Source organism: Pseudomonas sp. PS01301 (assembly GCF_029960215.1).
In the GTDB taxonomy this organism is placed as follows: Bacteria; Pseudomonadota; Gammaproteobacteria; order Pseudomonadales; family Pseudomonadaceae; genus Aquipseudomonas; species Aquipseudomonas coleopterorum.
Window position 1 is genome coordinate 1 of sequence record NZ_JASCPM010000032.1, and the last position, 26,224, is coordinate 26,224.

General features: G+C 57.3%; 25 protein-coding genes, 1 other RNA gene and 3 pseudogenes. 15 read left to right on the forward strand and 14 right to left on the reverse strand.

The window, feature by feature from the left end; translation table 11 throughout:
• Positions 1–161: 161 nt before the first annotated feature.
• Positions 162–566 (reverse strand): ferric iron uptake transcriptional regulator, encoded by a 405-nt coding sequence (fur, locus tag QMX89_RS16185; RefSeq protein WP_049858656.1) that lies wholly within the window; start codon positions 564–566, stop codon positions 162–164.
• 98 nt (positions 567–664) lie between these two features.
• On the opposite strand from fur, the gene QMX89_RS16190 reads away from it, so the two are divergent.
• Positions 665–1,186: an outer membrane protein assembly factor BamE gene (locus QMX89_RS16190; RefSeq protein WP_049858655.1), complete on the forward strand. Its 522-nt coding sequence runs from the start codon at positions 665–667 to the stop codon at positions 1,184–1,186.
• Positions 1,187–1,247: 61 nt separating this feature from the next.
• On the opposite strand, the gene QMX89_RS16195 is transcribed toward QMX89_RS16190, so the two are convergent.
• Together QMX89_RS16195 and QMX89_RS16200 are read right to left on the reverse strand one after the other, a co-directional pair.
• Complete coding sequence (locus QMX89_RS16195; protein WP_282348960.1) at positions 1,248–1,559, reverse strand: RnfH family protein; 312 nt, start codon at positions 1,557–1,559, stop codon at positions 1,248–1,250.
• Positions 1,552–1,986, reverse strand: a complete 435-nt coding sequence (locus tag QMX89_RS16200; RefSeq protein ID WP_043190809.1) for a type II toxin-antitoxin system RatA family toxin — start codon at positions 1,984–1,986, stop codon at positions 1,552–1,554. Before QMX89_RS16200 ends, QMX89_RS16195 begins: the two co-directional genes overlap by 8 nt.
• Positions 1,987–2,244: 258 nt before the next feature.
• Here QMX89_RS16200 and smpB point away from each other — a divergent pair, with 258 nt between their 5' ends.
• Positions 2,245–2,727, forward strand: coding sequence for an SsrA-binding protein SmpB (gene smpB / locus QMX89_RS16205; protein ID WP_043190812.1), 483 nt, complete (start codon positions 2,245–2,247; stop codon positions 2,725–2,727).
• 48 nt (positions 2,728–2,775) lie between these two features.
• Here the strand turns inward: smpB and QMX89_RS16210 are convergent, their stop codons facing one another.
• A complete protein-coding gene (locus tag QMX89_RS16210; RefSeq protein WP_282348961.1) occupies positions 2,776–3,543 on the reverse strand; it encodes a GntR family transcriptional regulator in 768 nt (255 codons plus the stop codon).
• A 185-nt stretch (positions 3,544–3,728) separates the two neighbouring features.
• Between QMX89_RS16210 and QMX89_RS16215 the strand changes: the two genes are divergently transcribed.
• The 4 genes and pseudogenes from QMX89_RS16215 to QMX89_RS16230 all read left to right on the forward strand — a co-directional run.
• Positions 3,729–5,429 (forward strand): lactate permease LctP family transporter, encoded by a 1,701-nt coding sequence (locus tag QMX89_RS16215; RefSeq protein ID WP_282348962.1) that lies wholly within the window; start codon positions 3,729–3,731, stop codon positions 5,427–5,429.
• 216 nt (positions 5,430–5,645) lie between these two features.
• Positions 5,646–5,918 carry a hypothetical protein gene (locus tag QMX89_RS16220; RefSeq protein WP_282348963.1) on the forward strand — a complete coding sequence of 91 codons (273 nt, stop codon included), beginning with the start codon at positions 5,646–5,648 and terminating at the stop codon, positions 5,916–5,918.
• A 78-nt stretch (positions 5,919–5,996) separates the two neighbouring features.
• Positions 5,997–6,389: a transfer-messenger RNA gene (gene ssrA / locus QMX89_RS16225) on the forward strand.
• Between the two features lie 169 nt (positions 6,390–6,558).
• Positions 6,559–7,062 (forward strand): annotated as a pseudogene (locus QMX89_RS16230) (integrase arm-type DNA-binding domain-containing protein); the annotation flags it as partial.
• Between the two features lie 100 nt (positions 7,063–7,162).
• Here the strand turns inward: QMX89_RS16230 and QMX89_RS16235 are convergent.
• Positions 7,163–8,254 carry an HNH endonuclease signature motif containing protein gene (locus QMX89_RS16235; RefSeq protein ID WP_282348964.1) on the reverse strand — a complete coding sequence of 364 codons (1,092 nt, stop codon included), beginning with the start codon at positions 8,252–8,254 and terminating at the stop codon, positions 7,163–7,165.
• Positions 8,255–8,364: 110 nt separating this feature from the next.
• Here QMX89_RS16235 and QMX89_RS16240 point away from each other — a divergent pair.
• The 5 genes and pseudogenes from QMX89_RS16240 to QMX89_RS16260 form a co-directional block, all read left to right on the forward strand.
• Positions 8,365–9,215, forward strand: a pseudogene (locus QMX89_RS16240) (DUF3987 domain-containing protein); the annotation flags it as partial.
• Positions 9,199–9,559, forward strand: a pseudogene (locus QMX89_RS16245) (hypothetical protein). The pseudogenes QMX89_RS16240 and QMX89_RS16245, both read left to right, overlap by 17 nt.
• Positions 9,537–10,517: an integrase domain-containing protein gene (locus QMX89_RS16250; RefSeq protein WP_282348966.1), complete on the forward strand. Its 981-nt coding sequence runs from the start codon at positions 9,537–9,539 to the stop codon at positions 10,515–10,517. The pseudogene QMX89_RS16245 and the gene QMX89_RS16250 overlap by 23 nt, the downstream one beginning before the upstream one ends.
• Positions 10,514–10,771 (forward strand): hypothetical protein, encoded by a 258-nt coding sequence (locus tag QMX89_RS16255; RefSeq protein ID WP_282348967.1) that lies wholly within the window; start codon positions 10,514–10,516, stop codon positions 10,769–10,771. The genes QMX89_RS16250 and QMX89_RS16255 overlap by 4 nt, the downstream gene beginning before the upstream one ends.
• A 163-nt stretch (positions 10,772–10,934) precedes the next feature.
• Positions 10,935–12,617 (forward strand): reverse transcriptase domain-containing protein, encoded by a 1,683-nt coding sequence (locus QMX89_RS16260; protein ID WP_282348968.1) that lies wholly within the window; start codon positions 10,935–10,937, stop codon positions 12,615–12,617.
• Positions 12,618–12,844: 227 nt separating this feature from the next.
• Here the strand turns inward: QMX89_RS16260 and QMX89_RS16265 are convergent, their stop codons facing one another.
• The 3 genes from QMX89_RS16265 to QMX89_RS16275 are packed head-to-tail and all read right to left on the reverse strand — an operon-like array spanning position 12,845 to position 15,448.
• Positions 12,845–13,966, reverse strand: a complete 1,122-nt coding sequence (locus QMX89_RS16265) for a beta family protein (protein ID WP_282348969.1) — start codon at positions 13,964–13,966, stop codon at positions 12,845–12,847.
• 10 nt (positions 13,967–13,976) lie between these two features.
• Complete coding sequence (locus QMX89_RS16270) at positions 13,977–15,188, reverse strand: ImmA/IrrE family metallo-endopeptidase (RefSeq protein ID WP_282348970.1); 1,212 nt, start codon at positions 15,186–15,188, stop codon at positions 13,977–13,979.
• Complete coding sequence (locus tag QMX89_RS16275) at positions 15,185–15,448, reverse strand: type II toxin-antitoxin system HigB family toxin (RefSeq protein ID WP_282348971.1); 264 nt, start codon at positions 15,446–15,448, stop codon at positions 15,185–15,187. Before QMX89_RS16275 ends, QMX89_RS16270 begins: the two co-directional genes overlap by 4 nt.
• Before the next feature lie 645 nt (positions 15,449–16,093).
• Here QMX89_RS16275 and QMX89_RS16280 point away from each other — a divergent pair.
• The gene (locus QMX89_RS16280) at positions 16,094–16,615 is read left to right on the forward strand and encodes a GAF domain-containing protein (RefSeq protein WP_282348972.1); all 522 of its coding nucleotides are present in this window, start codon (positions 16,094–16,096) and stop codon (positions 16,613–16,615) included.
• A 47-nt stretch (positions 16,616–16,662) separates the two neighbouring features.
• On the opposite strand, the gene QMX89_RS16285 is transcribed toward QMX89_RS16280, so the two are convergent.
• The gene (locus tag QMX89_RS16285) at positions 16,663–16,983 is read right to left on the reverse strand and encodes a helix-turn-helix transcriptional regulator (RefSeq protein WP_349012746.1); all 321 of its coding nucleotides are present in this window, start codon (positions 16,981–16,983) and stop codon (positions 16,663–16,665) included.
• A 23-nt stretch (positions 16,984–17,006) separates the two neighbouring features.
• On the opposite strand from QMX89_RS16285, the gene QMX89_RS16290 reads away from it, so the two are divergent.
• Both QMX89_RS16290 and QMX89_RS16295 read left to right on the forward strand, forming a co-directional pair.
• Positions 17,007–17,306, forward strand: a complete 300-nt coding sequence (locus QMX89_RS16290) for a hypothetical protein (RefSeq protein WP_282348973.1) — start codon at positions 17,007–17,009, stop codon at positions 17,304–17,306.
• A gap of 938 nt (positions 17,307–18,244) precedes the next feature.
• Positions 18,245–20,440 (forward strand): TonB-dependent siderophore receptor, encoded by a 2,196-nt coding sequence (locus QMX89_RS16295; RefSeq protein WP_282348974.1) that lies wholly within the window; start codon positions 18,245–18,247, stop codon positions 20,438–20,440.
• Between the two features lie 10 nt (positions 20,441–20,450).
• On the opposite strand, the gene QMX89_RS16300 is transcribed toward QMX89_RS16295, so the two are convergent.
• Positions 20,451–22,043 carry an ATP-binding cassette domain-containing protein gene (locus QMX89_RS16300; protein ID WP_282348975.1) on the reverse strand — a complete coding sequence of 531 codons (1,593 nt, stop codon included), beginning with the start codon at positions 22,041–22,043 and terminating at the stop codon, positions 20,451–20,453.
• Between the two features lie 215 nt (positions 22,044–22,258).
• Positions 22,259–22,540: a BrnA antitoxin family protein gene (locus QMX89_RS16305; protein WP_056845190.1), complete on the reverse strand. Its 282-nt coding sequence runs from the start codon at positions 22,538–22,540 to the stop codon at positions 22,259–22,261.
• A gap of 184 nt (positions 22,541–22,724) precedes the next feature.
• On the opposite strand from QMX89_RS16305, the gene QMX89_RS16310 reads away from it, so the two are divergent.
• Positions 22,725–23,294: an isochorismatase family protein gene (locus QMX89_RS16310; protein ID WP_282348976.1), complete on the forward strand. Its 570-nt coding sequence runs from the start codon at positions 22,725–22,727 to the stop codon at positions 23,292–23,294.
• On the opposite strand, the gene QMX89_RS16315 is transcribed toward QMX89_RS16310, so the two are convergent.
• From QMX89_RS16315 to QMX89_RS16325, 3 genes are read right to left on the reverse strand one after another with little or no spacing between them, the layout of a single operon-like run.
• Entirely contained in the window at positions 23,207–24,304 is a 1,098-nt protein-coding gene (locus QMX89_RS16315; protein ID WP_282348977.1) for an oligopeptide/dipeptide ABC transporter ATP-binding protein, read from the reverse strand. The two genes, QMX89_RS16310 and QMX89_RS16315, sit on opposite strands and share 88 nt — an antisense overlap.
• The gene (locus QMX89_RS16320) at positions 24,301–25,329 is read right to left on the reverse strand and encodes an ABC transporter ATP-binding protein (protein ID WP_282348978.1); all 1,029 of its coding nucleotides are present in this window, start codon (positions 25,327–25,329) and stop codon (positions 24,301–24,303) included. The genes QMX89_RS16315 and QMX89_RS16320 overlap by 4 nt, the downstream gene beginning before the upstream one ends.
• The gene (locus tag QMX89_RS16325) at positions 25,326–26,213 is read right to left on the reverse strand and encodes an ABC transporter permease (protein ID WP_192237976.1); all 888 of its coding nucleotides are present in this window, start codon (positions 26,211–26,213) and stop codon (positions 25,326–25,328) included. The genes QMX89_RS16320 and QMX89_RS16325 overlap by 4 nt, the downstream gene beginning before the upstream one ends.
• Positions 26,214–26,224: the final 11 nt, after the last annotated feature.

Sequence of the window (26,224 nt, forward strand, 5' to 3'; positions counted from 1 at the left end):
GGGGCAGGGCCGGCCTCTTCGCGGGCAGAGCCCGCCCCCACAATACTGCAATGCAACCCTGCTCCATGTGGGAGCGGGCTCTGCCCGCGAAGAGGCCCTCACTGACACACCGCATACAAAAAAGGCGACCCTAGGGTCGCCTTTCTGCATCAAGCCCGAGATTACTTGGGCCGACGCACGTACAGCACCAGGTTGTGATCGACCAACTCGTAGCCGTTCTGGATCGCACGCTCCTTCTGGAGCCGTTCAATCTCGTGATCGGTGAACTCGATCACTTCACCCGACTCCACATCGACCATGTGGTCGTGATGCTCGCCGTCTGCCAATTCGAACACGGCATGGCCGCCGTCGAAGTTATGACGTGCTACCAGACCGGCCGCTTCGAATTGAGTCAGAACACGGTAAACCGTGGCCAGACCCACATCCTCGCCAGCTTCCATCAGCGCCTTGTAGACCTCTTCGGCGCTCATGTGGCGTTGCTGTGCCGATTCCAGCATTTGCAGAATCTTGACCCGTGGAAGGGTCACCTTGAGGCCGGCTTTACGCAGTTCGCTATTATCAACCATGGTCAGCTTTCTCAACGATGCGGCTTCGCAGCATCTCTTAATACGGGTATGATCGGGGTTTACGTTGTCCCAGCCAAGATAGTGGAAGTCGCCCACCGATGCAAAACACCAAGCACTTGCTAACCAGCCTCACCTTCGTGGGACTGCTCGCACTCGCCGGTTGTTCATTCCCCGGGGTTTACAAAATCGACATCCAGCAGGGCAATGTCGTCACGCAGGACATGATAGACCAGTTAAGGCCCGGAATGACCCGTCGGCAAGTAAGGTTTATCATGGGCAACCCTCTGCTGGTCGACACGTTCCACGCCAATCGCTGGGATTACCTGTACAGCCTGCAGCCAGGCGGCGGCGAACGTCAGCAGGAGCGCATGAGTGTCCTGTTCAACGGCAACGACCAACTGGTTGGCCTGTCCGGCGATTTCATGCCTGGCGTCAGCAAGGATCAGGCGATTCTGGGCAGCGATACCGACACCAACGTCGTGCCCCAGCAGGGCGAGCCACAGAAAGCCGAAGAGCCACCCAAGCCTGGGTCGATGCTCGAAGACATCCAGCGCGATGTGGACGGTGTGAAGACGGTTCCCGTCCCAACGCCCCAGCCGCTGGACGTTTCGCCGCAGTAAGCAGGCGATACGAAAAAAGCCCGGTAATGCCGGGCTTTTTGATGAGCGAAGAAAACAGATCTCAGCGTGCCTTGCGCGCTTGCGCCGCCTTGGCCGCGCGCAATCGCCGCACTTCTTTCGGGTCCGCCAACAAAGGTCGGTAGAGCTCGATGCGATCACCTGCCTGCAGCACCTGTTCCGCAGGAGAATCCACAAGCTTTGCGAAGATGCCTACCGGGCATTGGGAGAAATCCACGTCAGGAAAGCGTTCGGCGATGCCCGACATTTCGATGGCCTGGGCCACCGTGGCACCTACGGGTACCTGAAGCGAGATCAATGCCTGGTCATCGACAGCGGCATAGACCACCTCAATCTCGATCGACTGGTCAACCATGCAACTGCTTGGCGCGCTGGCAAAAGGCATCGACCAAGGTATTGGCAGCCTGGTTGAACAGCGGCCCCAAGGTGGCACGAACGATGGGACCCGCGTAGTCGAAGGATAGATCCAGGCTGATCTTGCAGGCCTTCTCACCCAACGGCTTGAATACCCACATACCGTGCAATTGATTGAACGGCCCTTCTTCCAGATTCATCTCGATGGAGCGACCGGGCTCCAGGGTATTGCGGGTCACGAAGTGCTGACTCAACCCACCCTTGGCAATGTCCAGGTTGGCGCGCATCAAGGTGTCGGTTTCTTCGAGGATGGTAGTGGCCGAACACCAGGGCAGGAACTCGGGATAGCGCGACACATCGTTGACCAGGTCATACAGAGCCTGAGCAGGATATGGCAGCAAAGCCGAGCGTTGAATATGGGTAGTCATGCGAGCGTCACTTCCAAAGCTGGGCGGCGGACGCGAGCATCACGCGCCGGCCGGACGACGCCAACGGCGCCTTGAAAATAAGGTAGGCATGCCAGCAGACAGGGGGCACGCCAACGAAATCATGGGGCTTCTTTGTCGACAGCGGCAGAGCGCAGGCTATCCAAAAAGATCACGTATTGTCCGGTATTCATTGCAACCGCTCAAGCACACCGCAATACCGTAGCCGAGAGCGCAACGACTGCCTATAATGCGCGCCCTATGGCCAAATTAAAGAAACACCCTACAGGGACCATCGCGCAGAACAAGAAAGCGCGACACGATTACTTCATCGAACACCGTTTCGAGGCTGGCTTGGTCCTGGCCGGTTGGGAAGTAAAAAGCCTGCGTGCCGGCAAGGCGCAACTGGTGGACAGCTACGTGCTGCTCAAGGATGGCGAAGCCTGGCTGATGGGTAGCCACTTCACCCCCCTGACCACGGCCAGCACCCACGTGATCGCCGACCCGACGCGCACCCGCAAACTGTTGCTCAACCGCCGCGAGTTGGAAAAGCTGTTCGCCCAGGTTCAGCAAAAGGGCTATGCCTGCGTGGCCTTGTCGATCTACTGGAGCAAGCACTTGATCAAGTGCGAAATCGCTCTGGGCAAGGGCAAGAAGGAATACGACAAGCGCGATACCGAACGCGAGCGCGATTCCAACCGCGAGTTGCAGCGTGCCGTGCGCAACAAGGGCAAGGAAGACTAATCTCCCCGCCTTTGCAGCGCCGGTTTCACCGCTTTTTCCGGCTTGCTTTCACAAGCCGTTGCGCCGCTGCGCGCGAGCGGTTCGCTGCACCGTCTGCCGCGCCTCGTCGAGCACGCCCTGCACGTAGGTGATGTGCAGACTGGCCAACTCCCGCGCCTGTTCTGCCTGCCCCTCGACGATTGCTTGAAACAGCCGCCGATGCTGCGCGATGAGCTTGTCGCGGGTTTCGACACTGTGTCGATGCATCCCCCCGATGTTCACCACCATATTGCGCTTGAGCATGTCGAACAGCCCACGCACCGTGTGCAGCAACACCGCGTTGTGACTGGCTTCGGCGATGGCCAGATGGAAGTTGGCATCGGCCACGCCCTCCTCCTCCCGCGTCACGCTGTCGACCCGCCGGTAACAGTCTTCCAGAACATCCATGGCCAGCTTCAGTTGTTCACGATCGATCTCAGTGGCGCGCTGCGCCGCATAGAACGCACATGACGCTTCCAGCGTGTGACGAAATTCCAGTAGGTCGCGCTGACTCTCCGGATTGCTTTCCAGCAGCGCCAGCAAGGGATCGCTGAAGGTCGAGCCCAGCTTGTGGCAAACATAGTTGCCGCCGCCCTGACGACTGACCAGCATGCCCTTGGCCACCAGCTTCTGGATGGCTTCGCGCAGCGAGGGGCGCGACACGCCGAATTGCTCGGCGAGCGCCCGCTCGGCCGGCAAGCGCTCGCCTGCACGCAGCGTGCCCTCCAGAATCATGGCTTCCAGACGCTCGATGATGCCATCGGACAAACGCCGCTGACGGACTTGATCAATACCCATGGGTGGCTCCAACACACGATTGCTTTGGCCGCACTCGACCAAAGTCATAGATAAGGAAATTGACAGCCCCACGGCTGCGCCCTAACCTGACTTGGATTTATTGTAAATTGGTATTACCAATTTCTGCAATCAAACAGCCGCACGACAGCGCCAAGCCTTCCAAAAAAAACAAGGGGCCTCAGCTTATGCAAACCTGGCAGCAGATCTACAATCCGCTCGGAAGCCTCGGGCTGTCCGCCCTGGTTGCCGTCATTCCCATCGTGTTCTTCTTCCTGGCGCTGGCCGTATTTCGCATGAAGGGGTACATCGCCGGCAGCATCACGCTGGCGCTGTCCATCATCCTGGCCATCTTCGCCTACGGCATGCCCGCCGACATGGCGCTGGCCGCCGCGGGTTACGGGTTCATGTACGGCCTGTGGCCGATCGCCTGGATCATCGTGGCCGCCGTGTTCCTCTACAAACTCACGGTGAAGAGCGGCCAGTTTGAAATCATCCGCAGCTCGGTGCTGTCCATTACCGACGACCAACGCCTGCAGGTGTTGCTGATCGGCTTCTGCTTCGGCGCCTTTCTGGAAGGTGCGGCAGGCTTCGGCGCGCCAGTGGCGATTACCGCAGCCCTCTTGGTGGGCCTGGGCTTCAATCCGCTGTACGCCGCAGGGCTGTGCCTGATCGCCAACACCGCGCCGGTGGCCTTCGGCGCGCTGGGCATCCCGATCATCGTCGCGGGTCAGGTGACCGGCATCGACCCGTTCAAGATCGGCGCCATGACCGGCCGCCAATTGCCACTGCTATCGCTGATCGTCCCGTTCTGGCTGGTGTTCATCATGGACGGCCTGCGCGGCGTTCGGGAAACCTGGCCAGCGGCGCTGGTCGCAGGCCTGAGCTTTGCCATCGTGCAGTACCTGACCTCCAACTTCATCGGCCCGGAACTGCCCGACATCACCTCGGCCCTGGCCAGCATCGTCTGCCTGACTCTGTTCCTCAAGGTGTGGCAACCCAAGCGCGCGGCCAGCCGCGAAACGGTCGCCGTCAGCGGTGGCGCAGCCGTGATGGGCGGCGGGCCAACAGGCAAAGCCAGCACCGTCGGTGGCTCGACGCCAACGCCCTACAGCCTGGGGCAGATTCTCAAGGCCTGGTCGCCGTTCCTGATCCTGACCGTACTCGTCACCATCTGGACCCTGAAGCCGTTCAAGGCGATGTTCGCCCCGGGCGGCGCCATGTACAACTTCGTGTTCAACTTCGCCATCCCGCACCTGGACCAACTGGTGCTAAAGACCGCGCCCATCGTCGCCACCGCCACACCGATGCCCGCCGTGTTCAAGTTCGACCCGATCTCGGCCACCGGCACGGCGATTCTGTTTGCCGCGATCATCTCGATGATGGTGCTGCGCATCGACATCAAGACCGCGTTCAAGACGTTCGGTGAAACGTTGTTCGAACTGCGCTGGCCGATCCTGTCCATCGGCATGGTGTTGGCCTTCGCCTTTGTCACCAACTTTTCGGGCATGTCCTCCACCATGGCGCTGGTCCTGGCCGGCACTGGCTCCGCGTTCCCGTTCTTCTCGCCGTTCCTGGGCTGGCTCGGTGTGTTCCTCACCGGCTCGGACACCTCGTCCAACGCCCTGTTCGGCTCGCTGCAAGCCACCACCGCGCACCAGTTGGGCGTGAGTGACGTGCTGATGGTGGCCGCCAACTCCAGCGGCGGCGTGACTGGCAAGATGATCTCGCCGCAGTCCATCGCCGTCGCCTGCGCCGCCACCGGGCTGGTAGGACGGGAGTCCGACCTGCTGCGCTTCACGCTCAAGCACAGCCTGTTGTTCGCCACCATCATCGGCTTGATCACCCTGGCTCAAGCGTACTGGTTCACTGGCATGCTGGTGCACTGATCGGCAGCCGATCTACGTCTATCACACCAAACCTGGGGGCTATCATGCCCCCTTTTGGTGCCTTATGAATTTTTTTACATCCGCACACGTTTTGCGTAGAACCCCTGCATTGGCGCGAAGTCCATTCATCAAGCCCGCAAGCAATCGGGCTATTTCTGACTGCGGACGCCGATCCTACCGAGGAGCGCCGAGTCCACCTTGAGTAAGGAGATTCTTATGAAGCGTACCTATCTGCCCGGCCTGATCGTAGCCTCCGCCCTGGTAGCATCCCCTGTGTTCGCAGCTGAAGACCTGTGCGCCGTCAACATGCAGAAGCTGAACGACGCCAAGACCACTTCCATGCAACTGGGCGACCCTGCCAAAAGCCAATACGACGACGCGTACAAAGCAGCCATGGCCGCCCACGCTGCCAAGGACGAAAAAGCCTGCATCTCGCACTCCACCGATGCCATGAACATCCTGATGGATGCTCAGAAAAGCAAAGGCTGACCGCCAAGCCAACCATAGGGTTGGCCTGACGCCGCAAAATGACGTAGACTACGTCTCCCCTGCCTAACCGCAGGGGCTGGGGCCGATTAGGATTCGACGCCGGTTGCGAAACTTTAGGTGCATGCCGACTTGGTAACAGAAGTCGTAAATCCACTGTTGCAACTTTCTATAGTTGCCAATGACGAAACCTACGAGGGCCAAGCTCTCGCTGCCTAACGGTAGCTGAGCCGCTCTTCTGGCTACTTCGGTGCCAGCGATCATCAGGGGATGCCTGTAAACCCAAAGTGATCGTCACGCAGAACAGGATCGTCGTGTAGCACGCTGTGGGCAAAGCGACTAAAACTTACACAGCTCGTCCAATGCACCCTGCCAGTCGGGCGGCTGCGGATTAACTCAGTAGACACGGCTAAGCATGTAGTACCGACAGCGGAGTACTGGCGGACGGGGGTTCAAATCCCCCCGGCTCCACCAAATCTGCAGAAGAAGGCGTCCTCGGGCGCCTTTTTTTGTGTCTGGAGTTTAGTGAATGCACGGGTTTAGGTTCTACCGGGCTCCGCGGAGGGTTTCCGAACTCCAGCCGTTTAGGTATTCCAAACGGTATTCCAATCCATCCGGTGCTATTTTTTGGAATACCAAAACGGTGTCAGAGGGACCTCTCACGCCTGCTCCGGCCCTTCGCCTTTCCGACCGCCAGCTCAAGGCAGTCAAGGCGAAAGGCAATGACTACGTCCTCAACGATGGCGACGACCTTCAGCTCCGAGTCAGGAGCGACGGCTCGATGCTGTGGAACTTCAACTACCGCGAGCTGATAACCAAAAACCGTATCAATATGGGGCTGGGCACGTACCCAGAGCTATCACTAGCGAACGCCAAGAAAAAAGTGGTGGAAGCGCGCGAGCTGCTTGCACAAGGCATTGACCCCAAAGTGCAACGCAATGCACAGGACGAAGCCAAACTAGCGGACACGGAATATACGTTCGAGAACGTGTCCACCGCCTGGTTCGAGCTGAAGAAGGACTCCGTTACGCCGGCGTAGGCCGAAGGCATTTAGCGATCGCTCACGCTGCATGTATTTCCAGACATGAAAACAACGCCGCTTTGGAAAATTACCGCACCGATTGTCATCGAACCGCTTCGCCCAATGGTTGATTGGCAACGCCGGCGACAACCCGCGTAATACCCGGCCTGGTGCATGGCGACATAAGTAGTGACTGTCGCCAAATTCGCTTAAAAAAACGACTCAATCAACCCTCAATTGCTTCCAACCGTTGCTTCAGCAGCGCATTCACTAACGCTCCGCGTACCCCAGAATGAATCTCCCGATGGCAACTCGGGCACACAGCTCCCACATAACGCGGGTGATCTAGACCCCCATCCGAGAGCCGGTTTACATGATGTAGCTCTAAGTAGGGCGTGCCGTCCTTTTTCATAAATGGCGCCGGCTTCTCACAGCTTTCGCACGCCCCCTGGGCGCGCATAAGCACATAGTGAGCAACTTTTTGGCTTCGATGGTAAAGCTTACGCGGCGCGGATTGGCCTACTTCATCGATACCGGGCTTACATGCCCTCAGCGCAGCCAACCGAGCGGCGGCCAGAGAGCCGGGGAGGTCGGTCTCGTCCTCTACTTCAGCCTCAATGATCCGACTAGGCATACTTACTGGCACTAAACGGAAAACAAGCGCCGGACGCTCCCGCCCCTCAACATCCGGTTGGGTTCGCGTAAACATGTCGGCGCATGAAAACTCGCCCACGTAGGCGTAGCCGTTCCCTTTGCCGAGAGACTTAAACAAATACAGCGCGCGGCCAGCCTCAGCATGCTCAGCAATGGCTCGGTTGCCGCGGGTTAAGGTCATTGGCCCGCGCTGACCTTCGCCGGTATAAAAAAAAGCCCCTTCCTCCCAATGGTCGGCATACCCATATTGCTCACCGCTATCGCCTGTAAACAAAAAAATCGCGGGGTAGGTAGAGGACGCTGCAATGCCGCTCTGAAGGCTTCCGCCGAACGGTCCGTTGATCTCAGTTTTGCGGTCGTATACACACCCCGACGTGAACTGCACTGCTAGCTCGCTCTCCGTCCGCGGTAACTCCACAATGTTGAAGCCTCGCTTTTTGAGGTAACTATTGGTGGGGTGCCCGCCGGAAAACTCACCTACGGCAATGCCGGTAGCCAGGGAGACAATTTTCTTCGCTGGATACAACACACCACCGGAGTGAACCGCATAACGATGAGCCTGGTTATTTTCCCAGTCCTGCCACTCGCGCCTACTTCGGCACTTACTGTCAAATTCCAGCAAGGCTTTATCTATTCGTTCCTTCGAAACCGCTTTTATCGCCACGAGCCCTACCCTTTGTCTTCGAGCGTTGTAGGAAAACTCCTATCGTCGCCAAAGTGCAAAAGAGTTTCAACACGTATAAGGGCTAAAAGCCACTATCTTTTAGCCAGTGCTTGGGCAGCAGCACCATGACCAAATAGAATCCGCTAAAGGCAATCAAGACCTTGTCGCTGCTATGGGATGGCAACCCAACCGATCGGGCGCGCTCAATGGCTGGAGAAAGCCTGCGGGCCTATGATCGCCGCCTCAGCCTGCACCTGATGCTGCAGCCCTATCCGACCACTCAGCTGTTCAAAGACCCAGTGATCAATGGCCAAGGCATCCTGGGCCGTTGCCTAATCAGTTGGCCCGAGCGTATGGCCGGCCAGCGGCTCTACAAGGTGATCAACTTGAGCCGGGATGCCAGAGTCCAGCGCTACCAACAGCGGATCACCGCCCTGCTGCAACAGTCCTGGTCGCTTCATAAGCATGGCTCACTCAATCCCGCCACAATGGAGCTGACGGCCCGTGCCCGCCGGGTCTGGATCGATATTCACGACACCATCGAATGTCAGTCTGGTGAGTTTGGTGAACTGGCCGGCGTCCAGCCTGTCGCAGGCAAAGCGGCGGCGAATGTACTGCGTATCGCCGGTGTGCTGGCCTTGGTTGAGGAGGCCAGTGTATTGGAGGAAGCACACATCCAGCGCGCCTCCACGCTGATGGATTACTACCTGGCCGAGATCCAGCGCCTGACCGAACAGGAGCCGGTCAGTAGCCGATGCGAAGAGGCGGATCGACTGCTGCGCTGGTTGGTGCAGAAAGGCTGGACTCACTTCACCATTCGCGACGTCAATCGCAACGGCCCTCGCTTTGCCCGCAAGAGCGCTGACCATACCGCCTCTCTATTGGTCGTGCTGATCACTCATCGCTGGCTGAGCAGCCGCGACGGAAAACGTTCGAGGTCCGCCATGTTTCGCCTCAATGACGCGGTGCGCCGCTACCAGGCGCAACTTCAACCGCAACCAGAATCGCGGCGTGTCGCCGCCGCTGTCGCCACCCTGTCGCCACGCGCCAGGCCAGAAATGACGCGGGTTGTCGCCACTGTCGCCGCTGTCGCCACACCACCCTTTGAGCCTGCCAACCTCGCCCGGCTGATCAAGCAACTGCGCGAGGAAGGGGGCACTGCTGCAACACCAGGACAACGCCCTCCTGATCCGCCCGACACACTGGCAGCAGTTGGACAGGCTCAGCCCCCACTGGAAAGCCTTGCTGCTCTTTCTGCAAACGAACGAAAACGGAGATGACGATGGCCCTGGTCGGTCGGCGTGAGGGTCGCAACTTTGGCTATGGCCGCCAGCTGAGTTACGCCGGTCCACAAGCGCTCAAGGATCTGTTCGGCGGCGGCCACTTCACCACGGTCAAAGCGCATAGCGATCGCTGGCAAGCATTCGTGCGTTGGTGTCGGTCAGAGGACGGCCCTGGTTACAACGATGCGCGCCAGATTGATCGACAGACGCTGCAAGACTACGCCACATATCTGCGCCAGCAGATCCAGCAAGGCGAACTCGGCATCGCTACTGCGCAGAACCGCCTGAGCAGCGTCAACCGCACCCTCGCGGCGCTACGTGGTGATCAGGACGTGAGGATCGCAAGTCCGAGCCAGGCTTTGGGACGGCATCGCTCAACCCTACGCTCCAGCGCACCAGACGGCCAGGATCGTCAACAAGTGCAACGTGTGATGCAGGTACTCACGGAGCACCACTATGGGCGTGTAGCCGCGATTGCGTTGTTAGCAAGAGAGACCGGAATGCGTCTGCGCGAAGCTATTCTCGCTGACCTACCGCGCTTGCAACGAGAGGCCCACCGGCTGGGCCGCATCAACATCCAGGACGGAACCAAGGGTGGTCGCTCAGGTGCCTTTGCGCCCCGTTGGATCGACATCACGGCGGGGGCAAAGGCAGCACTGCAATTAGCAGTAAGCGTCTCCCCAAGTGGTAGCCGCAACATACTGGCTCGAGACGAAAGCTACGCTGCTTTTCTAAGACAGGTCGTGCGGCCAGCCCTAGATATCCTCCATGAGTACGGCATGAAAGGTTTACACGAGCTTCGAGCTTCGTTCGCCTGCGAACGCTACGAACAACTTACCGGACACGCTGCACCGGTCAATGGTGGGCACTGCTACCGCATCGACCGTGAACTGAATCGACAGGCGCGTCTGCAGATCAGCGATGAGCTCGGACACCATAGAATCGATGTGGTGTCCGCATACATTGGCGGCCGGTCATGAGCCGACCGTTTGATATGTCCTTGTTCCTGAGCGGTGCCCTGACTGGCTCGATGGCTACACAGCAACGACACCTGCGGCAAGCTCTAATCAAGCAAGCGGCTATCCGACAGAGATGGCACCGCGATACCCCCTGGACCTGGCAGCACAAGCATGTGTGCTGGTTCCTAGTTCACCACCTGAGGGATCGTTCTGAGGCGACCCGATACTACTATCGACTTACCGCCCAATTGATCCGGAAACGGTCAGGTAAATGATTATTGTTGGGAGGGCGCCCGCCAAGCATCCCTCGTCGGCAAGAATTTGCGGCCGAAGGGATGCGGCGCCTCGTCACCATTTTTCGAGGACGGCAAGCTGTTCACAAGCGGCTCAAGTCAAAAACGCCCTAATGATGTCAAAATGACTTGACAGAATCTCAATGTGGTGCTCGAATCTTGGGATGCCTTTAGGAGGCGAGCGGGTGCCCTTGTACTCTGGGATGCACCTAGAGAGATGGACGTTGGCGAGATAAAGCTTATTGCCAACGAATCTAGCGACTTACTTTTACGTGGTTGCGCCCGTGGACAGCCCGACTTCGGTCGGGCTTTTTTATGGAGAAAAGTCATGAGTCTGGAAAAAAAGTTAATTGACCTTATAGATGTCGAAGGACTAAAACTTACCGATAGGCAACACGCCTATCACAATGCACTTCATCTGGAACATGAGAGGAAGACCAGACGGCTGTCCAGCCCAGGAGTCAAGGATGTAAAAACGCCTGCATATTGGATCAAAGATAAAAAATTCAATCCATTTTATGTCCAAAAACACAAAAAACAAATCGCGCATTCAATTGCAAAAAAAATCATCGCAGGCACCTACACTCCAAACAAACCTGAAATAAAGAAGATCCCAAAATCTTCTGGCGGCACCCGATCGGTAACTATTTACCAAATTCCTGACGCCGCCGTCTCCAGAATGATATATGAGCAACTCATCAGAAAAAACAAACATCGTTTTAGTTCATTCTCATATGCCTATCGCAACGACAGAAATGTTCACTTTGCAATACAAGACATCGGTATTGAACTAGCTCAAAACTCTAGAATATATATAGCCGAATTTGACTTCTCTAAATTCTTCGACAGCATCGACCACAAATATTTATTTGAGCAGTTCTCAAATAACGGCTTTTTAATAAGCACTCCCGAAAAGCAAGTAATAAAATCTTTCTTAGGCGAGGACGGGAAAGGTATTCCCCAAGGCACATCGATTTCATTATTCCTAGCCAACCTAGTCTGCTGGCGATTAGACCGCGAACTTGAGCAGGCAGGCCTGCGATTTGCGAGATATGCCGACGACACCGTCATCTGGTCAACAGACTATGATCGAATCAGCAAAGCCTCTCAAATCATAAACGACTTCTCTTTTGAAACCGGCGTAGCCATAAACTCTGAAAAATCTAAAGGCATAAGGTTACTTTGCGAACAGAAGATGAAAGTCGAAATGGAAAGTACTCACTTTATAGATTTTCTGGGGTATTCCATATCAACCAAAAACATTTCAATCAAGAAGTCATCCGAAAATAAAATAAAGAGACAAATAAGCTACATTTTATACAAACACCTAATTCAACCTTTGAGAGGGACAAAGCTCGCAGCTCTGAAAATCCCGGCCAACAACAGGGATGAAAATCTCGTAAGTGCCATTATGGAGATCAGAAGATATCTCTACGGGGACCTTACGGACCAAATGATTGCAAACTACATAAACGGAGTGAGCAATCGAATATTCTTCAAGGGCATCATGAGCTTCTACCCATTAATCAATGACGAGAACCAGCTGAAAGAGTTAGATGGCTGGCTGGTTACGGCAGTTTATAAGGGAGTAAACATTCGCGGGAAACTATTAAAAGCCTGGGGATATAACCGCGACCACAACTTCCCGTTCAATGTTAGCCATGGCGAAATTATCACCGAATTCAGAAAACAAAAAATTCACGGCAAAAAACTTCTAAAACTCCCTAGCTTCTATTTCATCTACCAAGCGCTCAGCAAGGGGCTGACGGATTTTGGTGTTGAAGGGGTGATGAATCCAACATCGAACACTTATAACTACTACACATAGATCCGTCCTTTCCTCTGTCAACAGTAGCGCGTGAGCTGCAGTTAATTGGAGAATCGTCTACCAACAGGTGCGTGAGGGTTCTACCCCACGCCATCCTAGACCGTCGCCTGGCAAGTGGCTGACCGCCTTGACGTCAGTTCTAGCAGGACGGTAACCCACTTTCCAGAAGGTACCGTCTGGCTTGAAAGAGCTCCCCCACCCGTATGATTCTGCAAGGAACATACAACCTAAACACGAGCAGAAACAGCAGCTAGCTGCGTCGTAAACTCAAATATCTCGGCTGCTACCGATTTAATATGATGATTAGTATCGAATGATATCCAATTTGTGGAACTTCCAGTAATCCCTCCCAAGCTACATTCCATTATCTTCAAATCACCCCAGCTAAACTCAGGCTTTCTATAGTGAACGGAGTTGACAATCACTCTCGATAATTTTTGACTCTGAGCATAGCCATCTTCACCCTGTACCGAGTGCCCTCGAGCAATAAAGAAGGCATTACTTATGGTATACCGGATCTTCACATTCATATTGGTAGCAATGATATCGGACGCTCGCGGATTCCGTATCCCATAATCACCAAAATACAATGATGCGTTAGGGTTAGCCGACATAAAGCCTTTCCACACAATCATTTCTTTTCTTTGCACCAGCCCAGTAGAGTCTCGCTCTTTCACTGCTTTTTCAATTGAGTCAGGAATCGAACTGGCGCTCATGACTATGTAATCGAACCCTAAACCCTTCATGTGCCCGTAAGCAGTTTCCACAATTTCCATCACTTCTTGCACAGGCAACCTGGTCACGTCACCGATATCGACAAGCACCGGAGTACTCGTTTCATTCAAACCTGCACTGGCAACCATGTCTTCAATGATTTCATCTAAGTGATCCAAGTCACCAAAATCTTCAATTGCTATGCTATCCAACCTGATACAAAAAAACGCTTTTTCAGGCAAGACCATACTTTTTATGGTTTCTTGGTATTCAATCGATTCCCACCGATCATAACCAATGACCGGGCATACGATGACGCCTAACTCACTTAGTGCGGAGCAAACATAGCTTAAAACCTGCTCCCCTCCCTCAGTGGCAAAGCCAACAGGCCACTGAGAAGTGTCCAATATCACGTGCTTTCCTTTGAACACTGCGGCAATACTCTGCGCACGCTTATCAAGGTAGTCTTCGTAAGGCGTGCTGCTTCGTTTACGCGCACGTTCGAGATCAGTTCCGTCCAGCTTGGTCACTTCAGATATAGGTGTGCAACGAGCGATGGTTGATGCATCCAGGCGCTTGAGAGCTTCCATTTCCCCGGCCTTCGCACGAACAATTGGAAAATACTGTGTATTCATAATTAACACCTCAGAGGTTTTCAAGTTGAACTCGGACCAATCCCTGGCCTATAAGATCTGAGAACTGATTATAGTTCCCTACTTCTTTCCTAACACGCCCTGCGACTATGGCCGGATGTATATTTAGCTCCTTAGCAAGCTCAACAATAGTTTCCTTACTGGGTTTTAAGTACGCATCAGTACGCTTCCATATAGATCGGGGTATGAACGCATCTCTAGCAATTCTATTTGCCTCAGACTCACGCTTATCCGTACTCGCATGTTCCAAGTCATCCAAAATAGCTTCACTGGTATCATCGATATGTTTCCACACATGAACCAGCTCATGCACTAACGTAAACCAAAAATTATCAACTCTGTCATAGCGAAGCGTGAGAGCAATTATGGGCGTCCCATCTAAATCTTTTAGAGCTGCTCCATCGAGCATCGTCCCTTTTAACTGCGGCTCTATAACCACTGCAATGCCATGCTGCTTGAGAAACTCGATGGCCAATCTTGGCCCTTCCTCGAACCTACTAAATTGCACTACCTGCTTGATAAAACCGTCTCCAACTTTCGACTTCTCATAAGCTGGCAACTGACTTTTTATTTCCCTAGTCCTTTGAATAACTCTTGCAAGCCAAGCATAAAGTGCGTAACTCGTGGTAGGCGTAGGTGAGTCGCCTGACAATGTGCGTCGAAAGGAAGCGCCACCTTCTTGCAAACCCATATCTACTATAAAGCCCTGAACAATTTCCTCGACGGTTTTTTTCGCCTTGCTCGTGATGCTATCTATCCATCCTCTAGCGACCATCTCCTTTACCGGAAACTTAGACCAATCAACGTTAGTTTTTTTTGGGCTGCTACCAACCTCGTCTAGCCCGACTAATGTATCAGCTGAAATCCCTAGACCAACGGCGAGCGCCCGAATCATCGGTACTGTAAGCGGTCGTTTTCGAGCAAGTATTTCGGAAACTCGACTTCTAGTTCCAAAATATGGAACTAAATCAGCCTGCTTCAATCCTTTCTCAGCCATTCTAAAAAGGATTGCATCAATCGGATCTGGAGCTTCAACCGGATATTTCTGCTTCTCGTAATCCTCAATCAGAATCGAGAGCAATTCAAGTCTGTCGCTTTCTTCTGTACTCAGTTTCGGAGAAGCAATTATTAGCGAATGCACCTCATTGAAGTATACGAGGTACTGTTCCTCTGTTTTGATGATTTTCGGGATCAGAGTATTCATAATTTCTTCACTATTGCAGTGATAACAGCAATTCCTTGGGCAAATGCGACTTTCAATTCTAAAAATGTGCTCGATCCGCATACGGAGAAGAGAAAGGTATCCTCGCCAGTAACGAGAGCATTAGGGTATTGCTCAAGCAGCTCACCAGGGAGCTTCCATCTCGCATGGCCGATTTCGCTCACCCAGACGCAAATCCATTTGCGGATGTGTTCGCCTTCAACCTGTAGAGGGGGTAGTTTTTCTCTGCCTAGCAATCTCATGATCGTAGCTTTGTTCCCAATTTGGGAACAAAGCTACCTCGAGGCCTCACCTGAGTCAAGCGGATATGTTCCCAATTTGGGAACGCTTGGTTTACGTGGCGCTGACGCCGACGCCGAATTGGCCCCATTCCCCAGGATGAGGCAGCCCCGGCCGAGCCAAAGCTTCAAAGGGCGAGAGTGTAGAAAGTCAGGCGGGGCTGAGATATCTCTGCTCCTGGTACCGGCCGATCTTCCCGCAAGCCGAGTGGCATGATGTGGAGCTTGGCTCACCTCAATGCCTCTACCCGATATGGCTATTGGTCAACTGCGACGTCCTTTCAGCATGATCTAGTAGATCGGCGGCCTAGGGCTTCTACGAAAGATGAGAGAAGCACGTTGGCCGAACGGTATTCCAGTTGGTATTCCAGAAAAAAATAAAATAATAGAATTATTAATAAGTTTAAAAAGATAAAAGATCAATTCAACTTACCCCGGCACTAATTTCGGCGCCACAAACCAACCACCTCGGGTAGCTCGCAACTACTGTTTTTCGTGCCTGAATGATCGGTTTCGGCCGCCTAGCGCCAGCGCCAAAACATCGCTCCATCTCCCCCCTTGCAGAACCTCCCTCACAGGTCGAAACTGCACCAAACGACGAGGTACACCATGGCACTCGACTACCCGCCCAGCCTCCTGTCCCAGGAAGAACGCTCAGCCATTGCTGAAATCGAAGCCACCACCAACATCCTGCGGTTGGTGACCCGGCTCACCAACATGCGCTTTGCCGCGATCACCAAGTTCGGCGACGCCGAACTGGTGATCTGCTCTGTGCACGATGCTGCTGATTTGGGAATCGGCGCAGGTGAGGCTTTTCCGCTTGAAGACACGATCTGCAGCGAGTTTCAGCGAGATCCGGCGCCGTTACTGATTCCGAGAGTGAGCCATGACCAGAGCTTCGCCTCGAGACTGATCGTCAAAACCTATGATCTGGACAGTTACGTAGGCGTGCCCATCTTCCTGCCTGACGGCCGGCTGTACGGGGCGCTTTGTGCGATCGATTCGCGGCCTGTGCTGTTCGAAGATCCCGATGTCTGCGAAACGCTCGAGATTTTTGCCCGGTTGATCGGGTGTATATTCTTTGCGAGCTTGGTGGTGAAGGTCGAGAGTGCCGCGATTGAGTTGGAGTGATTTTTGGAAGGTGACGCTAGGGTCAGTTACACATGCACACCTTCCCTTCACACCCCCCGCATCACCTCCCTTCCTTCCACCCCAATCGCCTCGCAAATCTCCAGAAACTCGACCACATCCAATCTTCTCTCCGCATTCTCCACCTTGGAAATATACGACTGAGGCCTTCCCACTCGCCGCGCCAGCTCGGTTTGGCTCAAGCCCTTCTCCTTCCTGCACGCGATGAGTGCCCGGATCAGCATGGAATAGCGTTCTGTGTGGATGGATTTCATAAGGGCTGCCGAATGACGATTCGGCTCCTTAAGTAAACCCAAAACAGGATTATCCCAAAATAGGATATAGGTGCTATGGTTGGTGTCAGCTTTCACATCAGCCAAGAAGGGGAATGGTCATGGAACGTCCATCACAGTCGCTCAAGCTCGTCGGTTCGGATTTTTCTGCAGGCAGTCGAGGGCCGACTCCGATTACCAAAGATGAGATCCTCGAGGGCATTTGCCACTGCGTGCTAGAGCGCTGGCATCAGCTTGCTCCTGATAACCAGACGGCACTGGGTCTGGATACCCGCACTGCCGAATCACCCGATGAGCAAGCACTCCAGTCGGTGACCTGGCTGCTTCTGGAGGCCGCGAGTTTGGCCGCGCAAAAGGCTAGGCAGGCGTGCAATAAGCGGTTGGACGCTGCCGATTACTAGCGGTGAAGGGCTCTATCCCATCGGACTGAACCCCGAAGCCGCCGAACAATACCGCTCCCGCAGTGCCGGATTTCGCTCTGAACGGCACTGCTCCTTGAACCACTGCTTCGCGCCTTTCCTGCATTCCCGATATTCAATCGACCCACTTCGGTAGCCAGTGCAAACACTGCCGTGATCAATCTGGTTATCACTGACACTCCACGAAGCCGTATACGACCTCTTCCCGTCCCAACCGAGTATCAGGTGCGATTCAGACCCACCACTAACAGCCCGCCGAACCGGCCGCGCACTCTGCCCCGCCTTGTACTCCGCCAAATACTGCGCCGACACCATCCCCTGCACCGTCCGCTCTTCGCGCATTAGCTGAGGACGGTCCCCGTACCAACACCGCAACACCTGGTCGTTGACCACATTGTCAGCGCCCATGCACTCGTGCAGGGTTTTAGGCACAACGGGCGCCACTGCTCGCACAACGGGTGCAGATACCGGCGCAGTTTCAACAACCGGCGATTCATATCGCTCAACCACCTCAGCAGGCGGCTCTACACGCGCAGGCTCAAAGTACGCGGCAATCCGCGCCCAGTTCATACCCACCGCGATCGCTGGTACCAGTAGCCACAACAGCCACCCCGGATGCGCCCGTTGTTGAACGCGCGGACGTGGCGCAATGGGTCCATCGTGCAGGTCGTCATGCAGACTCATTTGAAATTCCATTTCCAAAGCAAAGGTTGAAATGCCATCACTGACTACCTATCGGTAGCGCTTTGCCATTCTTTAGGTAGAGCGCCTGCCGAGCCACTTCATCGCACTTCGTGAAAATCCCCTCAAAAAAGCGTTAACGCTTTGTGAAACTCTTGTTAGGATACGCGCCACTGAGACACATTCTCAGTTGCCAGGGAGGCGCTTCATTGACCTCTTCTATTCCCGGAATTGCTCCCATGGCCCTTCGTTTTCCTTCTCGCCCTACCCTTCTGGCGGTGTGCTGCTCACTGAGCCTCGGCGCCCACGGGGCGGACGCTCTCGTGTTGGACGCTACCTCGATCGATGCGCAAACCTCCAAGACCACCAAAGGCGCTTCGCCCGAGGTGTTTGCCGGTGGGCAGGTGGCGCGCGGTGGGCAGATGGGTGTGCTGGGCAACCAGGACAACATGGATGTGCCGTTCACGCTGACCAGCTACACCTCGAAGCTGATCGAGGATCAGCAGGCGGAGGACGTGGGCGATGTGCTGCTGAATGATCCGTCGGTGCGGCAGTCGTTTGGTTTCGGTAACCAGGCGCAGGTGTTCGTGATTCGTGGTTTGCCGCTGTCCAGTGATGACATTTCCTACAACGGTTTGTACGGGGTGTTGCCGCGGCAGATCATTTCCACCGATGCGGTGGAGCGGGTCGAGGTGTTCAAGGGGCCGAACGCGTTCATCAACGGTGTGAGCCCGACGGGGACCGGGTTGGGTGGCAGTGTGAACCTGGTGCCCAAGCGGGCGGGCGATGAGCCCATTCGTCGCTACACGCAGGACATCAGCACGGATGGCCGTGTGGGTGAGCATCTGGATATCGGTCAGCGCTTTGGTGAAGGCAACCGTTTTGGTGCGCGGGTCAATCTGGCCCAGCGTGAGGGTGATACGGCGGTCGATGACGAGTCGCAGCGCACCAAGCTGTTCACGCTGGGGCTGGATTATCGGGGTGACAACTTCCGCCTGTCCGGCGATTTCGGTTATCAGAAGCAGCGCATCAATGGGCTGCGCAACTCGGTGCGCTTCGGCACGATTACGAGCATCCCGCGGGCGCCGGATGCCAGCCACAACTACGGCCAGGATTGGACCTACAGCGAGACTGAGGACACCTTTGGCATGCTGCGTGGCGAGTGGGACCTCAACGAGGACTGGACGGCGTACGTGGCGGGTGGCGCCAAGCACACGCGGGAGAACGGTGTGTATGGCACGCCGGTGCTGACCGATTCGAGCACGGGCGCGGCGACCATCGGCGGGTCGAAGATTCCGCACGACGAGGACAATACCACTGTCATGACCGGCATCAACGGCAACCTGCAGACGGGGCCGGTGAGTCATCAGATCAGCGTGGGTGCGTCGAGCATCTGGACCGAGCAGCGCAACGCCTACGAGTTCTACCTGCCCACTGGCACTACCAACATCTACAACACCGGGCCTCTGGCCAAGCCTACCGCGGTGAACTTCGCGGCCGGTGACATGAGCGATCCTGGCATCACTGGCAAGACCCGTAACCGCAGTTTTGCAGTGTCGGACACCTTGGGTTTCTTCGACGACACGGTGCTGGTCACGGCCGGGCTGCGGCGCCAGCAGTTGCTGGTGCAGAACTATGCGTATGAGTCCACGACCGGTGCAGGGGGCGGTCGGACCGCCATGTACGACGAGGCGATCACCACGCCGGTGTACGGCATCGTCTACAAGCCGGTGGAGTCGGTATCGCTGTTTGCCAACCGCATCGAGGGGCTGTCGGCGGGACCGACTGCGCCCGGCTCGGTGATCAACGCGGGCCAAGCGTTCCCGCCCGGTCGCACCAAGCAGGTGGAAGCCGGGATCAAGCTGGACAAGCAATCATGGGGGGCGACGCTGGCGGCGTTCCGCATTGAGCGACCTACCGATGGCTTCACGCAAAGCGTTGCAGCGCCCGGCGGCGGCACCGTTGACGTTTACCTGCGCGACGGCAAGCAGATCAACCGTGGTGTCGAGTTGAGTGTGTTCGGCGAACCCGTGGAAGGCCTGCGTCTGATGGCCGGCGGCACGCGCCTGCAGTCCGAGCTCGAAGACACGCAGGCCGGCGCGAATGACGGCAACCACGCCATCGGCGTGCCGACCTTCCAGCTCAACGCGACGGTGGATTGGGACGTACCGGGCCTGAATGGCTTGGCGCTCAACGCCCGTGCGCTGCGCACCGGTGGCCAGTATGCCGACCAGGCCAACAACCTGAGTCTGCCCACCTGGAACCGCTTCGACGCGGGCGCACGCTACACCTTCAAGGTCGAGCGCAAGGACATCACCCTGCGTATGAACGTGGAGAACATTACCGACAAGAACTACTGGGCATCGGCCAACGGCGGCTACCTGACCCAGGGTGAGCCACGGCTGGTGAAGTTTTCCGGGACGGTGGATTTCTAAAACACGATGCTTATGGGCGTGGACGGAGAAGATGCAGTGTCTGATCCACACCCAGCGCCTCAATGAAGGCATCGTCGTGGGACACCACCAGCAGCGCGCCCTGGTACTGACCTAGCATCTGTTCAAGTGCCAGCTTGCTGGGCAGATCCAGGTGGTTGTCGGGCTCGTCCAACAGCAATAGCTGGGGTGGGCGGTGCGCGTGCAGCAGTGCCGCCAGGGCTATCTTGAGACGTTCGCCGCCGCTGAGCTGCGCGGTCTGCAGTAGGACGCGATCGGCGTCGATGCCCAACTGGGCCAGCCGAGTCCTGGCTTCGGCTTCGGGCAGTTCCGGGTTGCTTTCGTGCAGCCATTGCACGGCGGTCCGATCAGGGTGTTCGAGGCCGGCGTGTTGGTCCAGCCAACCCACTTCCACCGTGCAAATGACTTCTCCGGCGCGCGGTATCAGGCAGCCGGCGATGACCTGAAGCAGTGTCGATTTACCGCTGCCGTTGGCGCCCGTGATGGCCAGGCGCAGGGGGCCTGTCAGGGTAAAGCTAATCGGCGGGACATGCCCGAACGGCAGTATCAGATCATTGAGCTGAAGCACCAGTTTGCCGTTGGGTACGACGGTTTCCGGGGGCAGCATTATGCGTTGGATATCGGCGGCGCAGCGCGCACGGGCATCGGCAATGCGCTGTTGCTGCTGCTCGCGGGCGAGCTGTTGATTGAGGCGCAGTTTGCCTTGGCTGTTCTCGCTGCGTTCTTTCTGAGCATTGGTGATCAGCTTGGTCTGGCTACCATCACGGGCGTTACGATCACCGCGTGCATTGCGCCGTTGCTGGCGCTCCATCTGCATGGCCATTTCCCGTTGCTCGCGCTTGGCTTGGGTGCGTTCGCCTTGCAAGGTCGCCTGGAAGGCTTGTTGCTCTAGTTCGCGGGCAGCGACGTAATGGCTGTAGTTGCCGCCATAAACGGCGAGGCCGGTGGGCGAGAGTTCGACGATTTCATCCATGAGTTCGAGCAGAGCGCGGTCATGGCTGATCATCACCAAGCCGTTCGGCCAGCGCTGGATCTGTTGTGCCAGTTTCTGCTGTTGTTCGCGGTCGAGGTGGTTGCTCGGTTCGTCGAGGATCAGCCAGTCGGCCTTGGACAGCCAGGCACCGAGCAGTGCGATGCGCTGGCGCTCGCCACCGCTGAGGGCGTGCGTCGGTGTGTCGGCGGTCAAGTGGCCCAAGCCGTTCAGGTCCAGCTCTGCGCGCAGGCGTGCTGCGCAATCCCACTGGTCCATCGCAAGCGTGTGGTCGTGATCATCGAGGCTGCCTTCGGCGATCCGCTGCAGGGCTTGCAGGATGTGCTCGACGCCCGCCAGCGCGGCAACGGTGGGAAAACGCTCGGGCTCGAGCTGTTGAGAGACGACATAGACATGCCCCTCGCGGCGGACGCAGCCATTGCTCGGCGCACGGTCGCCAGCCAGCAACTGGCCCAGCAGGGATTTACCGCTGCCATTGGCGCCGACGATGCCGGTGGCTTTGGCGTGGAAGCTGTGGTTGAGGTTGTCCAGCAGTAGGCGTCCATCCGGGAGGGTGAGGCAAAGGTGATCGAGATGGAGTTGTCGTTGGGTCATGGTGCTCCCTTGTGATGGAGTCTCGTTGTTGGGTTTGGCGTAGCTGCCAATGATGAGAAACAACTTGGAGCTGCGTTCGTAGACGACTGAGGTGATGTCGATAATGGCTGCAGATAGCAACTGTCATACCTTGACGGTTATCAACTCAAATTAGTGATACTGAGTCATCCGTTCAGGTCATGCGTTACAAGTGTCTTCACATGAGCGTGACCCAGCTACCCTTGCAGATCCGAAGGGTCATGGGTCTTGAGCCAGTCCGCCAATGCGGCATTCATGCGCGTCTGCCAACCAGGCCCAGAGGCTCGGAATTCTGCGAGCACGGCCGGTTCGAGGCGGATCGAAATGCGCTCCCGCACAATGCCAGATTTGGGTCGACCACGGCGGATGACTTGACTACCTGCGTACTCGTCGGCACGCTCGAAAAAAGCATCGGTCAGCTCCGGAGCATCGTCAGGGTCAACCCAGTCGATGCTGATAGCGGTCTTGTTCTCGCTCATTGGCTTTCCTCATGGAAATGATGCGGCGCGAGGTCCGCATCATCAGGATCAATCGTGCACGGTGATCAAGATCATAGCCCTTTCAGATACGCCTGCCACGCCCCCCCCACCTCCCACCACCCATTGAAGCCCCGTGCCCCTTACCGCACACTGACGCGATTCCTTTCCGACAAAACGGCCGTCCATGAGCAACCCACCGAGCCCCATCCCCCTGATCATCCTCGATGTGCAAGACGCCATCGACCAGCCGAGATGGAAGGGCAAGAGCAACCCTGGCTATCTGGAAACCATCCAGCGGCTTCTGCAGCTGTGGCGCTCGAATGGCTGGCCGGTGCTGCATGTGAAGCACAATGAGCCGACGCCTACGTCGACGTACCACAGCCATGGGCCGTGGAATGGGATCAAGCAGGAAGTTGCGCCGGTGGAGGGCGAGCCGGTGATTACCAAGCAGCAGAACTGTGCGTTCATTGGCACGGAGCTGGATGCGGTGCTCAAGGCCATGCAGGTGACGCGCTTCGTGCTGACGGGTGTGGTCGTTCACAACAGCATGGATGCCACCGTTCGCGCCGGAAAGGCGCTGGGCTACAGCATTACCCTCCCCTCGGATGCGACGACAGCGGTCCCGGTGACCGGCGCGGATGGAACGGTTTGGGATGCGGGCACCGTTCACGATCTGACGTTGGCGATACTCGGCAGCGAGTACGCCGAGGTGGTGCTGGCCAGCGACGTCGTCGAGGCGCTCGGGCTGGGGTGAGCGGTGAGCGGCGACACCAACCCCAGATCATCCCGTATACACGCCACGCCATGACCTGCGCTCACTTCGCGCAACAGCGGTCGATCCTGTGCGCAGGCGGGCAGCACATAAGGGCATCGGGTGCGAAACGCGCATCCCGAAGGCGGTGAAATAGGGCTGGGGATATCGCCTTGCAGCACGATTCGCTGGCGCCGCTGCCCAGGTTCGGGCATGGGGATGGCCGACATCAGCGCTTCGGTGTAGGGGTGGCGGGGATGGCTGAACAGCTCGCGGGTCGGCGCTATTTCGACGATGCGGCCCAGGTACATCACTGCAACGCGGTCGGCGATGTGGCCGACCACGGCCAGGTCGTGGGTGACGAAGAGCATGGTCAGGTTCATCTGCCGACGGATGCGCGCGAACAGGTTGAGCACTTGCGCCTGCACCGAGACGTCCAGAGCCGACACCGGTTCGTCGGCCATGATGAATTCAGGTTCCAGGGTCAGGGCGCGAGCGATGCCGATGCGCTGGCGTTGGCCGCCGGAGAACTCGTGGGGGTAACGGTCCAGGTACTGGGCCGCGAGGCCGACGGTTTCCAGGGCCTGCCCGGCCTTTTCGCGGCGCCCGGCGGCGTCGAGTTCGGGGTTGTGGAAGCGCAGCGGCATGGCGAGGATGTCGCCCACGCTCATGCGCGGGTTCAGCGAGCCGTAGGGGTCCTGGAAGATCATCTGCATGCGCTTGCGATAGGGCTTGAGCAGGCGGTCGTTGAAGGGTGTGATCTCGGTGTTGTCGAAGACGATGTGCCCGTCGGTGGGTGGATCGAGCATCATCAGGCTGCGGCCCAGGGTGCTCTTGCCCGAGCCGCTTTCGCCCACCAGGCCCAGCACTTCGCCACGGGCGATGCTCAGGTCGACGCCATCCACGGCGCGGACCAGGTTGTCGTCGCGGTCGCGGCGGTGGGCGAGGAAGGTCTTGCGCACGGGGAAGTATTTCTTCAAGCCAACGACGTCGATCAGCGGACGTTCTTTCATCGTGCACCTTCCTGTTCGGTCGCCAGTTCCCGCCAGCGCACGCAGCGCAGTTGGTGGCCCATTTCGATTTCTTCCAGCACGGGTGCCTGTTGGTCGCAGCGGCCAGCGATGCTGTAGCCGCAGCGCGGGTGGAAGGCGCAGCCGCTGGGCGGTGTGCTGGGGTCGGGAACGAAGCCGGCGATGGTGCCCAGTTCACCTTGCGCCAGACCGGCCTGTTCGAAGCGCGGCACTGCGGCCAGCAAGCCGCGGGTGTAGGGCATGCGCGGCGAGGACAGCACCTGGCTGACGCTGCCCTGTTCGACGATGCGCCCGGCGTACATCACCATGACCCGGTCTGCGATTTCCGCGACCACGCCGAAGTTGTGGGTAATGAACAGGATCGCCATGCCGTTCTTCTTTTGCAGGTTGCGCAGCAGGTCAAGAATCTGCGCCTGCACGGTGACGTCCAGCGCGGTGGTGGGTTCGTCGGCAATCAGCACGTCCGGCTCCATGGCCAGGGCGATGGCGATCATCACCCGCTGGCGCATGCCGCCGGACAGCTCGTGGGGATAACAGTCCAGGCGCTTCACAGGTTCCGGAATGCCGACCTGCTCCAGCAGGGCCAGCGCGCGGGAGCGGGCATCGGCCTTGCTCAGGGACTCATGGAAACGGATCGCTTCGGCGATCTGGTCGCCCACGCGGTGCACCGGGTTCAGTGAGGTCAGCGGTTCCTGGAAAATCATCGCCACGCGGTTGCCGCGCACGTGGCGCATCTGCTGTTCGCCCATGGCCACCAGGTCGATGGGCGCGCCGTGGCGGTCGGCGACGATGGCGCTGCCGTCGATGCGGGTTTTCGGCGCTTCGGCGAGCAGCTTCATGATGGCCAGGCTGGTGACGCTCTTGCCCGAACCGCTCTCGCCCACCAGGGCCAGGGTTTCGCCGGCAGCGATGGTGAAGTTGATGTCGTGGACCACCGGTACGTAGTCGGCGCCCTTGCGGAAGGCGACGTTGAGGTGCGCCACGGCGATCTTTTCATCTGCGTTCATTTCAGGTCGCTCCTGCCGTCCAGCGCGTCGCGCAGGCCGTCGCCGATGAAGTTGAAGCTGGTCACCGCGAGGGTGATCGCCAGCCCGGGAATGATCGCCAGCCAGGGCGCCTTGCCCAGGTACTGTTGGGCGGCGTTGAGCATGTTGCCCCAACTGGGCAAGGGCGGCTGGATGCCGTAGCCGAGGAAGCTGATGTAGGCCTCCAGCAGGATGGCGTTGGCGATGGTCAGGGTGGCCGCAACGATGATCGGGCCGATGGCGTTGGGCATCAGTTCGCGGAACATGATCCAGCGGTTGCTGGCGCCGATCATGCGGGCGGCCAAGGTGAAGTCGCGCTCACGCAGCGAGCGGATCTCGGCTTCGACGATGCGCGAGATTTCCATCCAGCTGGTCACGGCGATGATCAGGGTGATCATCATCGGGCTGGGTTTGGTGAACGCCGCCAGCACCAGCACCAGGAATACGCTGGGAAAGGACAGAAACGCATCGACAAAGCGCATCAGCCCGGCGCCGATCCAGCCGCGGTAGTAACCGGCGATGACGCCGATCAGGGTGCCGATGACGATGCTGATGAGCATGGCGCAAAAGCCCACCATCAGGGAGATGCGTCCGGCGTTAAGCAAGCGGGCAGCCGTGTCGCGGCCCAGCGCGTCGGTGCCCAGGTAGTGATTGCCGGTGAACGGCGGCGCGAAGCGGTTGCGGATGTCGATGCTCAGGTCGTTGTAGTGCAGCAGGTAGGGGCCGAACACGCAGGCCAGAATCAGTACGGTGATCATCACCACGCCGAGCACGGCCAGTTTGTGGCGCATGAAACGGCGCAGGGTGGGGTTGGCCAGCCAGGCCCAGCGGCGGCTGGCGGGCAGGTAGTGCGTGGCGGTGGTCATGGGCGGTACTC

Bases quoted from the DNA above. Each gene is read 5' to 3' on its own strand.
- QMX89_RS16290 (WP_282348973.1), top strand. From the start codon at position 17,007: ATGGAACGTCCATCACAGTCGCTCAAGCTCGTCGGTTCGGATTTTTCT.
- QMX89_RS16320 (WP_282348978.1), bottom strand. From the start codon at position 25,329: ATGAACGCAGATGAAAAGATCGCCGTGGCGCACCTCAACGTCGCCTTC.
- QMX89_RS16300 (WP_282348975.1), bottom strand. From the start codon at position 22,043: ATGACCCAACGACAACTCCATCTCGATCACCTTTGCCTCACCCTCCCG.
- QMX89_RS16220 (WP_282348963.1), top strand. From the start codon at position 5,646: ATGAAGCGTACCTATCTGCCCGGCCTGATCGTAGCCTCCGCCCTGGTA.
- QMX89_RS16280 (WP_282348972.1), top strand. From the start codon at position 16,094: ATGGCACTCGACTACCCGCCCAGCCTCCTGTCCCAGGAAGAACGCTCA.
- QMX89_RS16190 (WP_049858655.1), top strand. From the start codon at position 665: ATGCAAAACACCAAGCACTTGCTAACCAGCCTCACCTTCGTGGGACTG.
- QMX89_RS16310 (WP_282348976.1), top strand. From the start codon at position 22,725: ATGAGCAACCCACCGAGCCCCATCCCCCTGATCATCCTCGATGTGCAA.
- smpB (WP_043190812.1), top strand. From the start codon at position 2,245: ATGGCCAAATTAAAGAAACACCCTACAGGGACCATCGCGCAGAACAAG.
- QMX89_RS16195 (WP_282348960.1), bottom strand. From the start codon at position 1,559: ATGGTTGACCAGTCGATCGAGATTGAGGTGGTCTATGCCGCTGTCGAT.
- QMX89_RS16265 (WP_282348969.1), bottom strand. From the start codon at position 13,966: ATGAATACACAGTATTTTCCAATTGTTCGTGCGAAGGCCGGGGAAATG.
- QMX89_RS16255 (WP_282348967.1), top strand. From the start codon at position 10,514: ATGAGCCGACCGTTTGATATGTCCTTGTTCCTGAGCGGTGCCCTGACT.
- QMX89_RS16215 (WP_282348962.1), top strand. From the start codon at position 3,729: ATGCAAACCTGGCAGCAGATCTACAATCCGCTCGGAAGCCTCGGGCTG.
- QMX89_RS16315 (WP_282348977.1), bottom strand. From the start codon at position 24,304: ATGAAAGAACGTCCGCTGATCGACGTCGTTGGCTTGAAGAAATACTTC.
- QMX89_RS16210 (WP_282348961.1), bottom strand. From the start codon at position 3,543: ATGGGTATTGATCAAGTCCGTCAGCGGCGTTTGTCCGATGGCATCATC.
- QMX89_RS16295 (WP_282348974.1), top strand. From the start codon at position 18,245: ATGGCCCTTCGTTTTCCTTCTCGCCCTACCCTTCTGGCGGTGTGCTGC.
- QMX89_RS16275 (WP_282348971.1), bottom strand. From the start codon at position 15,448: ATGAGATTGCTAGGCAGAGAAAAACTACCCCCTCTACAGGTTGAAGGC.
- QMX89_RS16325 (WP_192237976.1), bottom strand. From the start codon at position 26,213: ATGACCACCGCCACGCACTACCTGCCCGCCAGCCGCCGCTGGGCCTGG.
- QMX89_RS16305 (WP_056845190.1), bottom strand. From the start codon at position 22,540: ATGAGCGAGAACAAGACCGCTATCAGCATCGACTGGGTTGACCCTGAC.
- QMX89_RS16270 (WP_282348970.1), bottom strand. From the start codon at position 15,188: ATGAATACTCTGATCCCGAAAATCATCAAAACAGAGGAACAGTACCTC.
- QMX89_RS16200 (WP_043190809.1), bottom strand. From the start codon at position 1,986: ATGACTACCCATATTCAACGCTCGGCTTTGCTGCCATATCCTGCTCAG.
- QMX89_RS16250 (WP_282348966.1), top strand. From the start codon at position 9,537: ATGGCCCTGGTCGGTCGGCGTGAGGGTCGCAACTTTGGCTATGGCCGC.
- fur (WP_049858656.1), bottom strand. From the start codon at position 566: ATGGTTGATAATAGCGAACTGCGTAAAGCCGGCCTCAAGGTGACCCTT.